The organism is Ideonella azotifigens (assembly GCF_021043325.1).
GTDB classification, from domain to species: Bacteria; Pseudomonadota; Gammaproteobacteria; order Burkholderiales; family Burkholderiaceae_C; genus Ideonella; species Ideonella azotifigens.
Map to the genome: position 1 here is coordinate 843,142 of NZ_JAJNKD010000001.1, position 11,716 is coordinate 854,857.

Annotated in this window: 7 protein-coding genes; 1 reads left to right on the top strand and 6 read right to left on the bottom strand. The window is 67.1% G+C overall.

From position 1 onward, the window contains the following. The first annotated feature begins 135 nt into the window (after nucleotides 1-135). Entirely contained in the window at nucleotides 136-5,784 is a 5,649-nt protein-coding gene (gene uvrA / locus LRH25_RS03855; protein ID WP_141287977.1) for an excinuclease ABC subunit UvrA, read from the top strand. A 40-nt stretch (nucleotides 5,785-5,824) separates the two neighbouring features. Here the strand turns inward: uvrA and LRH25_RS03860 are convergent, their stop codons facing one another. The 6 genes from LRH25_RS03860 to LRH25_RS03885 all read right to left on the bottom strand — a co-directional run bounded on the left by LRH25_RS03860 (nucleotide 5,825) and on the right by LRH25_RS03885 (nucleotide 11,575). Next, a complete protein-coding gene (locus tag LRH25_RS03860) occupies nucleotides 5,825-6,334 on the bottom strand; it encodes an energy transducer TonB (RefSeq protein WP_170200890.1) in 510 nt (169 codons plus the stop codon). 384 nt (nucleotides 6,335-6,718) lie between these two features. Beyond that, entirely contained in the window at nucleotides 6,719-7,186 is a 468-nt protein-coding gene (locus LRH25_RS03865) for a hypothetical protein (protein ID WP_231010200.1), read from the bottom strand. A gap of 8 nt (nucleotides 7,187-7,194) precedes the next feature. Further along, nucleotides 7,195-7,596 (bottom strand): YfeK family protein, encoded by a 402-nt coding sequence (locus LRH25_RS03870; RefSeq protein WP_141289205.1) that lies wholly within the window; start codon nucleotides 7,594-7,596, stop codon nucleotides 7,195-7,197. A gap of 32 nt (nucleotides 7,597-7,628) precedes the next feature. After that, a complete protein-coding gene (locus LRH25_RS03875) occupies nucleotides 7,629-7,958 on the bottom strand; it encodes an SMR family transporter (protein WP_141289207.1) in 330 nt (109 codons plus the stop codon). Between the two features lie 72 nt (nucleotides 7,959-8,030). Continuing rightward, nucleotides 8,031-8,897: a hypothetical protein gene (locus tag LRH25_RS03880; protein ID WP_141289209.1), complete on the bottom strand. Its 867-nt coding sequence runs from the start codon at nucleotides 8,895-8,897 to the stop codon at nucleotides 8,031-8,033. A 92-nt stretch (nucleotides 8,898-8,989) separates the two neighbouring features. Beyond that, entirely contained in the window at nucleotides 8,990-11,575 is a 2,586-nt protein-coding gene (locus tag LRH25_RS03885) for a M36 family metallopeptidase (RefSeq protein ID WP_141289211.1), read from the bottom strand. Nucleotides 11,576-11,716: the final 141 nt, after the last annotated feature.

The following is an 11,716-nucleotide window of genomic DNA, read 5'->3' on the forward strand; positions in this document are numbered from 1 at the left end:
CGGGGATTGTCTCGCCTGCCCATGACGCGAGCATGAGCGTTGCACGCAAGGTTGCACCTTGGCAACAACCCTGGCCGCCGCGAGGCCCCCGGGGCGTGACAACATATCGGGTTCTGCCTGCCTCGCACCCCTTCCATGTCCTCTGGCCTGATCCAAATCCGCGGCGCCCGCCAGCACAACCTGAAGAACCTGGACCTGGACATCCGCACCGGCGAGATGACGGTGGTCACCGGTCCCAGCGGCTCGGGCAAGTCCAGCCTGGTGTTCGACACGTTGTATGCCGAGGGCCAGCGCCGCTACGTCGAGACCTTCTCGGCCTATGCCCGCCAGTTCCTGGACCGCATGGACAGGCCGGCGGTGGACAGGGTGGACGGCGTGCCGCCGGCGATTGCCATCGACCAGACCAACCCGGTGCGCACCAGCCGCAGCACGGTCGGCACGATGACCGAGCTGAACGACCACCTGAAGCTGCTGTTCGCCCGCGCCGGCCAGCTGTTCGACCGCAAGACCGCGCTGCCGGTGCGCCACGACACGCCGGAAACCATCTACGAGGACCTGAAGGCCAGGGCCGAGGCGGCGGGTGACCCGCGCCTGGTCGTCACCTTCCCTGTGCAACTGCCGGCGAACACCAGCGCCGAGCAGCTCGAACAGTGGCTGGCCGCCAGCGGTTTCAACCGCGTGCAAGCCGAGCGCACGGTGGACGACAAGAAGCAACTCGACGTGGTGGCCGACCGCTTCCGCTTCTCGAACACCGAGCGTGTGCGGGTGATGGAAGCCATCGAGCTGGGCCTCAAGCGTGGCACGGGCCGCCTGGCCGTCTATGCGCTCAAGGAGGAGGGCGAGCAGGACCTTTGGAAATACTCCACCGGCCTGCACTGCCCCGAGAGCGACCTGCGCTACGGCGAGCCGCAGCCGGCGCTGTTCTCGTTCAACTCCGCCTACGGCGCCTGCGAGACCTGCCGCGGCTTTGGCCGGGTGATCGGCGTGGACCTGGGGCTGGTGATCCCGGACGAGCGCAAGACGCTGCGCAACGGCGCGATCAAGCCGATGCAGACGCCGGCCTGGAAGGAGAGCCAGGACGACATGATCACCTACGCCGGCGAGGCCGGCATCCCGCGCGACACGCCCTGGGGCCAGCTCACGCAAGGCCAGCGCGACTGGGTCATCAACGGCTCGCCGAACTGGACCGGCAACTGGAACAAGCAGTGGTACGGCGTGCGCCGCTTCTTCGAGTACCTGGAGAGCAAGGCCTACAAGATGCACATCCGCGTGCTCTTGTCCAAGTACCGCAGCTACACGCCGTGCCCCACCTGCGGCGGCGCGCGGCTGAAGCTGGAATCGCTGCTGTGGCGCGTGGGCACCAAGGCCAATGCGGACGCGCAGCTGCCGGCCGAGCGGCGCTTCATGCCGGTCGGCGTGGATTGGACCCGCGAGCAGCTGGAGGCGCTGCCCGGCTTGGCGCTGCACGACCTGATGCAGCTGCCGATCGACCGGCTGCGCGGCTTCTTCGACAAGCTGAGCTTGCCGGACGCGTTGCGCGACGAAGCGCTGAAGCTGCTGCTCGAAGAAGTGCAGCACCGGCTGAAATACCTCAGCGACGTGGGCCTGGGTTATCTCACGCTGGACCGCCAGAGCCGCACGCTGTCCGGCGGCGAGGTGCAGCGCATCAACCTGACGACCGCGCTCGGCACCTCGCTGGTCAACACGCTGTTTGTGCTGGACGAGCCCAGCATCGGCCTGCATCCGCGCGACATGAACCGCATCGTGCAGGCCATGCACAGGCTGCGCGACGCAGGCAACACGCTGGTCGTCGTCGAGCACGACCCGGCGGTGATGCTGGCGGCGGACCGCCTGATCGACATGGGCCCCGGCCCCGGCGAGCGCGGCGGGCAGATCGTGTTCGACGGTGTGCCCGAGCAGGCCCGCAATGCCGACACGCTGACCGGCGCCTACCTGGGCGCACGCAAGAGCGTGGGCATGGGCTTCCGGCGTTTCGTGGACGCCAACACGCCCAAGCTGATCCTGGAGGGCGTGCGCGAGCACAACCTGAAGAACCTGCACATCGAATTCCCGCTGCAGCGGCTCACCGTCGTCACCGGCGTCTCGGGTTCCGGCAAGAGCACGCTGGTGCAGGACGTGCTGGTGCCGGCGCTGCAGCGCCACTTCGGCAAGGCGACCGAATCGCCTGGTGCCTTCGACCTCCTGCTGGGTGCGGACTGGCTGTCGGACACGGTGTTCGTGGACCAGTCGCCCATCGGCAAGACGGCGCGGTCCAACCCAGCCAGCTACGTCGGAGCGTTCGACGAGATCCGCAAGCTGTTTGCGGTCGCCCCGCTGGCGCAGGAGCGCAAGTACACCGCCGGCATGTTCAGCTTCAACGCCGGCGACGGGCGCTGCCCGACCTGCGGCGGCTCGGGCTTCGAGCACGTGGAGATGCAGTTCCTGTCGGACGTCTACCTGCGCTGCCCGGACTGTGACGGCCGCCGCTACCGCAACGAGATCCTCGACGTGAAGATCCAGCGTGGCGGGCGGGACCTGTCGATTGCTGACACGCTGGAACTCACTGTCCATGAAGCCGTCACGCTGTTCGCCAATGACCGCGAAGTCGTGCGCACGCTGCAGCCCATCGTCGACGTGGGCCTGGACTACGTGCGCCTGGGCCAGCCGGTGCCCACGCTGTCCGGCGGCGAAGCCCAGCGCCTGAAGCTGGCCGGCCACCTGGCCGAAGCGGCCGGCGCGCCGCGCCAGCCCGTGGCGAAGAAGGGCACGCTGTTCGTCTTCGACGAGCCGACCACCGGCCTGCACTTCGACGACATTGCCAAGCTGATGCGCGCGCTGCGCAAGCTGCTGGATGCCGGCCACTCGCTGCTGGTGATCGAGCACAACCTGGACGTGATCCGCGCCGCGGACTGGCTGGTGGACCTGGGGCCGGAAGGCGGCGAGTCCGGCGGCGAGCTGGTCGCGACCGGCACGCCGGAAGACCTGCGTGCCCACCCCACCTCGCACACCGGCCAGGCGCTGCGCGAGTACGACGGTGCGCTGCATGCCGGCGAGGTCTCGGCCGGGGCTTACCTGGGCAAGGCGGTGAAGGCCAAGCGGCAAGGCGAGGACGCGATCCGCATCATCAATGCCCGTGAGCACAACCTGAAGTCGCTGAACGTGGACATTCCGCGCGGCAAGTTCACGGTGGTCACCGGCGTCTCGGGTTCGGGCAAGTCCACGCTGGCCTTCGACATCCTGTTCAACGAAGGCCAGCGCCGCTACCTCGAATCGCTGAACGCCTACGCGCGCTCCATCGTGCAGCCGGCCGGCCGGCCAGAGGTGGACGCGGTGTGGGGCATTCCGCCGACGGTCGCCATCGAGCAGCGCCTGTCGCGCGGCGGCCGCAAGAGCACGGTGGCCACCACCACCGAGGTCTGGCACTTCCTGCGCCTCTTGTGGGTCAAACTGGGCCTGCAGCACTGCACCAAGGACGGCGCGCCGGTGATGCCGCAGAGCGCCGAGAGCATTGCCGCCCAGCTGCTGCGCGACCACAAGGGCCAGCACGTGGGCCTGCTGGCGCCGCTGGTGGTCAACCGCAAGGGCGTGTACACCGACCTGGCCAAATGGGCCAAGGGCAAGGGCCACAGCCACCTGCGGGTGGACGGCGAGTTCGTGCGCGTGGACCCGTGGCCGCGGCTGGACCGCTTCAAGGAACACACGCTGGAGCTGCCGGTCGGCGACCTGGTACTGAGCGCGGACAACGAACCCGAGCTGCGCCGCCTGCTGGCCGAGGCGCTGGACGTGGGCAAGGGCGTGATGCACCTGCTGTTCCCGCTGGACGGACTGGCCGAGCGCATCGAGGAAGGTGACAGCACCGTGGGCATCGGCCAGGTGCAGGTCTTCTCCACCCAGCGCGCCTGCCCTGTCTGCGGCACCAGCTATCCCGAGCTGGACCCGCGCATGTTCAGCTACAACAGCAAGCACGGCTGGTGCACCGGCTGCGTGGGCACAGGCCTGGCGCTGACGCGCGAGCAGCGCAAGGCCTTCGACGACAGCGTGCGCGACGACGACAACAAGGGCCGCGAGCAAAGCTTCCCCAGCGAGGAGCCGGAAGTCGAGGGCCTGGAAGACCAGTCCTGCCCGGACTGCCACGGCGCACGCCTGAATCCGGTGTCCCGCGCGGTCACCTTCAGCGGCCTGGGCATCCAGAACGTGGCCGAATGGTCAGTGCGCGACACGCATGCCTGGATCGCCGGGCTGCAGCTCGAAGGCCGCGAGGCCGGCATTTCGCGCGACGTGATCACCGAGATCCGCAACCGCCTGGAGTTCCTGTCCGAGGTCGGCCTGGGTTACCTGACGCTGGACCGTGCCGCGCCAACCCTCTCCGGCGGCGAGGCGCAGCGCATTCGCCTGGCCGCCCAGCTGGGCAGCAACCTGCAAGGCGTGTGTTACGTGCTGGACGAGCCGACCATTGGCCTGCACCCGCGCGACAACGGCATCCTCTTGAATGCGCTGCAGAAGCTGGGCGACAAGGGCAACACGCTGGTCGTCGTGGAACATGACGAGGACACGATTCGCCGTGCCGACCATGTGATCGACATCGGCCCCGGCGCCGGCAAGCGCGGTGGCCGCCTGGTGGCCGAAGGCTCGCCGGCGGCGCTGGCCGCGAACCCGGATTCCATCACCGGCCGTTTCCTGGCCAACCCGCTGAAGCACCCGCTGCACGAGCGGCGCGTGCTCAGCGGCGCCACGCCCTCGCTCGCGCTGCGCGGCGCCAAGCTGCACAACCTGCAGGACGTGGATGTGGACGTGCCGCTGCACCGGCTGGTCGCCGTCACGGGCGTTTCAGGCTCCGGCAAGAGCACGCTGGCGCGTGACGTGCTGCTGACCAACGTCGCCGCGCTGGTCATCGCCAAGGGCCGCAAGCCGGACGAGGCGGCCGCGTCATCCGTCATCCTGAGCGGCTGCGCGTCCCTCACTGGCTGGGGCGCGGTGGACCGCGTGCTGGAAGTCGACCAGACGCCCATCGGCAAGACGCCGCGCTCCTGCCCTGCGACCTACATCGGCTTCTGGGACGCGATCCGCAAGCTGTTCGCCGAGACGCTGGAAGCCAAGGCGCGGGGCTATGCGCCCAACCGTTTCAGCTTCAACACCGGCGAAGGCCGCTGCCCCGGCTGCGAAGGGCAGGGCATGCGCACGGTGGAAATGAGCTTCCTGCCGGACGTGAAGGTGCCCTGCGACCTGTGCCACGGCCAGCGCTTCAACGCCGAAACCCTGGCCGTCTCCTGGCGCGGCAAGAGCATTGGCGACGTGCTGCAGATGGAAGTGGACGAGGCGGTGGAATTCTTCGCCTCGATGCCGGCCATTGGCCACCCGCTGCAGTTGCTGAAGGACGTGGGCCTGGGCTACCTGACGCTGGGGCAACCGTCGCCCACGCTGTCCGGCGGCGAGGCCCAGCGCATCAAGCTGGTGACCGAACTCAGCAAGGTGCGCGACGACGTGACCCGCCGCGGCCAGAAGCCGCCGCACACGCTGTACGTGCTGGACGAGCCCACGGTGGGCCTGCACATGGCCGACGTCGAACGGCTCATCCACGTGCTGCACCGCCTGGTCAACGGCGGCCACAGCGTGGTGGTGATCGAGCACGACCTGGACGTGATCGCCGAAGCCGACTGGGTCATCGACCTGGGCCCGGATGGCGGCAACGCGGGTGGCCGCATCGTCTGCGCTGGCACGCCCGAAACCCTGGTGGCGACCGGCACGGCGACTGGTGTGGCATTGGCGCCAGTGCTAGGCCGCTGACGGTGCCCGCCCGAGCCCTCTGACGATGCGTTTGCGCGGCTCAGCGCTCTTCCAAAGTCCAGCGGTAGTTGATGGTCAGCGTGGCACCTTGGTCGCCTCCGAAAAGGTTCCGACCAGGGGCGAATTTGCACCTGGTCGCCACCTTCAGTGACGCTTCATCCAATCTCGGGTACCCGCTGGAGTCTCGGATCACGGCCTTCTCCAGTTTGCCTTCTGCGGACACCGTGATCGTCACATTCGCCGTCCCCCTCTCGTCAAGTGAGGCTGACTCGGGTGGGTATTCGGCACCGGTCGGTGCGCACGTTGCTACGTCGACTCTCATGCGCTGTTCCTGCGCCATGTTGGTGTCCCCGATCTTGTTAGGCGACACATAGTCCGCAAAGATCTGGCCAACGCTTTCCGCGGGCTTGCCTTCGACAGTCCCAGGTTGGAATCGGCATGTCTTCAGCGCAGCGAGCATGGCATTGTCAAAGTCCGGATAGCGGGTCTGGCCGACCTGCTCAACCTGGAGCAATTCGCCTGCGGCGGATACCCTGAATCGGATGTCCAAGCGGCCTAAACGAGCCCCACTTAGCGTGCTGGGAAGAGGCGCGCACGATCCTTGGACGAAAGACGCTGTGAAGGGCGCCACGAGCGAGGCCTCTGCCTGTCGCTCTACCGCATGCGCATGAGTGACCATCGTCAGCCATGCGAGGGATGCACTGAGACAGGCCTTGAAGAAGGGTGGGAACATTTGCATGGATTGGTCGATGGCCGATCTTCGGCGGGCGACATGCTGAATCGCTCTGGGTTTCGTGAAGTCGGTGGGGGCCGCCTAAGGTCGTGGCAGGTCTGGCGAGCTCGCAGCATCGTCCGTGATGCATGCGGCTGCGAGGTGTTCACCGGGTCACCCAACCAACAGTCAGCACGGCGCAGGTGTTGGGAAGAAACGGGTTCAGCGCTCGGCGGCGCCGGTCTTGCAATCGGCGGCGCCCGCTTGCAGTGGCAGCACGTGCAACTGCAGCCGGTAGCTCGCGGGCGCCACCTCCTGACCGGCGCTGGGCCGCGGGCTGAGGTCCAGGAAGCAGAACTGGCGGCCTGCGGCCTGCGACGGTGCGGTTGCCGCTTGCCGACCGTCACCCCAGCCGACGGTGACCGGCTGCGGCGGCTGGCCGGCGGGTGTGACCTGCAGGTCGGCCTGCACGTCGCCAGCACGAATGCAGTTGACGCCTGTTGGGCAGCGGCTGTCGCGCACCGCGACCAGGCTGACGACGGTGCCGTCACCGTTCAGCGTCACCGGCGTGTTCAGCTTCAAGGTCAGCACCTGCGGCGTCGCTGGCGGCGTGGCGGCAGGGGCAGCGCAGGCGGCCAGCGCGACGACTTGCAGCAGGACGGCGGGCAAGGGTGAGCGAGGTTTGCGCATGGCTGTGTTCAGGGTTTGGGGGCATGGGCGGCGGCACGCATCGCGGTGAGCTGCGTGCGCAGCCAGGCCCCGCTGTCGACCGGCGCCGCGTTGCCGCACTTCACGAGGTAAGGCTTGCCGCTGGAACTGCTGGTGCTGGCGCCCAGCTCGATGAACTTCTCGGTCGTGGGCACGGCGTCCTTGTCTTCCAGGTAGCCCAGCTTGCGCTGCAGGTGCGTTCTGGCCTCGGCGCCCGGGTACCAGCTGCCATTGCGGTTGAACTCACAACCGGAACTGGCCAGCCGGCCAAGCAGGGCGTCGATCTCGGCGTGGGCAGGGGAAGGTGCGGCCAGCGCGCCTTGGGCCAGGGCGGCCAGCAACGCGGCGATGCCCAGTGCGGGCAAGCCAGGAAGGTGAAAAGTGAAGCTCATGACTGCGGATCTTAGGCCCGCTTCGGTGCGCGTCAGTGCGCCACGCTCTTCGAGAACAGGTTGATCACCAGCACGCCGGCCAGGATCAGCGCCATGCCGACGACGGCCGGCAGGTCCAGCGACTGGCGGTAGACCAGCCAACTGATCAGCGAGATCAGCACGATGCCCGCACCGGACCAGATCGCATAGGCGATGCCGGTGGGAAGTGCGCGCAAGGACAGCGACAGGCAGTAGAACGCCAGTGCGTACCCCGCCACGGTCAGGGCACTCGGCCCCAGCCGCGTGAAACTTTCCGAGGCCTTCAACGCAGTCGTCGCGACGACCTCGCCAACGATGGCGATGCCCAGGCAAAGGTATGTCATGGCCGTTGTCGTCCGGTGGCTTCCTGATGAGGAGTGTCAAGACGTGCGCCTGATCCCCGGGTGCCCTTGGGATCAGGATTTTTCGGCGGGGTGAGGCGCATCGACGTGCGGCGGGGACTCGCTGGATGGGACCTGCTGCCTGGCTCGTGACGACTTGGACTGGTGCAGCATGACCAACAGGAAAACGGCCCCGACAGGCAAGCTGAGCTGGAAACACCAAGGTGATCCCTGCCCGGCTTTCAAGGCGCCGAGCGTGGGCAAGCCGAGGTAGAGCAGTTGGATGCTGTAGGCGCCCGTGTGCCAGTCCAGCGTGAATCGGCCAATGCCAAACAGCGCGATCAGCAGGCACACCCACTTGCGGCGCAAGCCCTCGGCGCAAAGGCAACTGATCATGGCGAACAGCACTAGACCCAGCTCAGCGACCCAGATGGCAAGCAGGGCCCATTGAGTTGCCGGTTTGCCCGACCAGGCGAAACGGTTCTGCACCTCAAGGGGTTCGACCTGCGGTGTGAGATGAAGACCTGTCAGTTGCAGGGGACCTCCCGGTTCACGTTGCAAGGACACGCTCGCGACGAGCCATGCGTGCTCGTAGGCATACTCAAAGCCGAAGGTGTAGTAGGTGGAACCGTCCTGGCGATGGATGGCCCAGGAAAAAACATCTGTTTGCTTGGGTTGGCCGCTGGGCAGGAGCGCGGTCATGGCGCCGAAATGGTCGTGCACGTCCTTGCGCAGTTCGGGCCGGAAGGCCTCCGCAAGCTTGTCTTCCTGGCCTTCCCACAACGCTGAAACGAGTCGCTGACTGAAGGCGATCTCGGCATCCGGCCTCAGTCCGCTGAACGGCCATTGCACGGTGCCGAAAGTACCTCCGAACACGGACAAGAAGGCCAGCAGAAGCACCAGCAGCGTGCCAATCGTCAGCGGGGAACGGTCTTGTGACATGAGAGGGGCAGCGTGTGTGATGGCGGCTTGCAGCTGCTGCATGAAAAAGGCCCGCCGAAGCGGGCCTTGCACAGCGGTGAGGCAGTGAGAGCTTACGGCGTCGGGGTGGCGACGATGTAGCTTTCGACCACGCCGGAGTTGGTGGTGCTGTTGCGCGCCGGGGCGACAGCGCCCACGCCCATGCCGCGCTTGGCGAAGGCGGTGGCCCAGATCATGAAGTCGGCGTCGTCGGTGGCGTCCGCTGCTGCCAGGATGGCGTCGCGTGCTTCGACCAGGGTCGGGGCGTTCGGCGTCATCTTCAGGCCGGCGATCACGTAGTCCTGCACCTTGGCCTTGGCTTGCTTGAAGTTGTAGCGGCCATCCTTCAGGAAGCCGGCATACGCTTCCCACAGCATGTTGGCCCAGACTTCACCGGTGTTGTGCACCTCGGCGTTGCTGGCGCCGTCCTGGCCGAAGGCCAGCGGTGCGGTGGTGGGCAGGGCCACGCCGTTTTCAATGTGCTTGAAGGTCAGCGGGTTCTTCGCGAAGTCGGTCGAGTACGGGGCGCGGCGGATGCCGTAGTACATCTCGCCGGTCACGTAGCCGCCCATCGCGTAGGCACCTTGCCAGTCGCTGTTGTTGGCGACGTCGGTGTCCTTCTTGCGCACGCTCAGGATCAACGCGGCGACATCGCTCCAGCCTTCGCCCATGCCGCCACCCTGGTTGTTCGACAGGCCGCTGGCGTTGCCGACCAGGCGGTTCGAGACATGGTGGAAGTATTCGTGGGCGATCACGCTTTCGTCGAGCGTGCCGTCCAGGTCCAGCGCGGCTTCCTTCACCATGTGAACGGTGACCGGCGAGCCGGAGGCCTTGATCTTCGCGCCGTCTTCCATCGTGATCATCACGGCGGGGATGGTCACGGTGGTGTCGTCGCCGCCCATCGTGATCGCCGAGCCGGTCACGTTGTTGGCGACGATGACGGCGGTGGCGCCAGCGTTCTGTGCGAACTTGACCTTGACGTCGAAGTCGCAGGAGCCGCGGTCGATCAGCGCGATGTTGCCGGCCAGGGCTGCTGCGTTGACCGGGGCGGTGCAGGTATCGCCGGTCGGCGCGGTGCCGTCGTCTGACAGGACCACGGTGCCGGTCACGTCGAACGCCGAGGCGCCGAAGCCGGCGGTGCCGAAGGTGAGCTTGCCTGCCAGCGAGGCCGGGGCGGTGATGGAGACATCACCCTTGACCAGGCCGTCGAACAGGTACATCTGCATGCGCGGCGAGCCACCGTCGGCCGGGGTGCTCATGTTGGCGTTGTTTCGGCCCGAATAGTCCTGGCCTTCGGCCAGGATCGGGTCGCCTTCGACGCCGCCGCGGCCGAAGTTGCTCGTCTGCGCATTGCCGGCGGCTTCGTTGAAGCCGTGGTCGTACCACAGGTCGTGCAGGTAGTTGTTCATGTAGAACAGGTTCACTACGGCCGACTTCTTGGCGTCGTCGGTGCTCGGGTCCACGTCGCCAGCCAGCGGGTAGTCGAAGGTGGCGGTGCTGGTGGTCGTGGGCTGCACGTCGCCACGGCGGGCCTGGAAGCCGTTCGGCGAGGCCAGGTCCAGGTAGGCGCTGACGTTGTTGCCGACCGGGGTGGTGGCGCCTGCGGCCAGCCAGGGGTCGTTGGTCGAGATGCCAACGCTGTTGACGGTCACCAGGTTGGACGCTGCGTCGGTGCGCTTGACGGTTTGCGTCGGCAGGTCCTTCTTGAACGGCACCATGCCGTTGCCCATCGGGGAGTCGAAGGGCACGCCGTTCTTGTCGGCGAACATGCGGTAGGTGACCGCGCTGTCGTGCGCTTCCTGGTTCATGCGGAAGAGCACCGAGCCATCGGCGGCCGAGACCACGTAGGCATAGTCGGCCTGGGTCGCGCCGTCACGGGTCGCGGCCGAGAGTTCGACGTAGTAGGCGGGCACCAGCGAGCTGCCCAGCGCATACATCACCTTCTTGACGCGCGGATCGCTTTGCAGCTGCAGGTCGCCCTGGCTGGCGGGACGCTTCCAGGTGCTGTACGCGCCCTTGGTGGCGCCAGCGGCGAAGCTGTCGGCGACGCTGCCGCCCAGGTCCGCGAAGGCCTTGGTGATGGCGGTCGATTCCTTCAGCGAGAAGCTGGCGGCGCGGGCCGAGGCGGCATCGCTCTGCTGTGCGAAGTAGCCCGAGATCGCGACCAGGCGGCCGCTTCGGTCGGTCATCACGTTGATGTCGCGGTTGAACACCTCGACACCGCCCACATGCTGGCGGAAGCGGCTGATGACAGGGCCGTTGCCCAGATCCTGGGTGTCGAACAGCTTGGCATTGCTGATCGCGGCGGCGCTCAGGCCCAGGGCGCTGGCGTTGCGGCTCAGGAAGTGACGGGCGGTGGCTTCACGCAGGGCCGCGCCGGTCAGGCTGGTCTTCAGCGTGGACTGGCTGCTGCCCTTTTGCGCCCACAGGAAGGTGGTGCCGAGCTGGGCGTCGTAGTGGCTGGCAAAGCCGAAGCGCGACTTGCGGGCTTCGACGTTCTGGCGCAGGGAGGTTGTGGCGACGGCCGCGGCTTGCGCGTTGGCATCGAAGTTGGGCTTGTCAGCCGAGACGAAGCGGCCGGAGATCGGCGACGCCGCAGGTGCTGCAAAGCTGCTGGCAGCAAACAGGGCGGCGACCGCCCCCAAAGCAAATTGACGCATGGTCGAGAGTTCCTACAGGGAAGGCCTTGGCACCCGCGGCGGCAGGGCGTTTGGCAACAACACCGCCCCGGGCGCTTGTGGCGCGAGGGGCGAACGAAGAGAAAACATTTTGCAATCTCCGTGCCATCGTTGACATGCCAG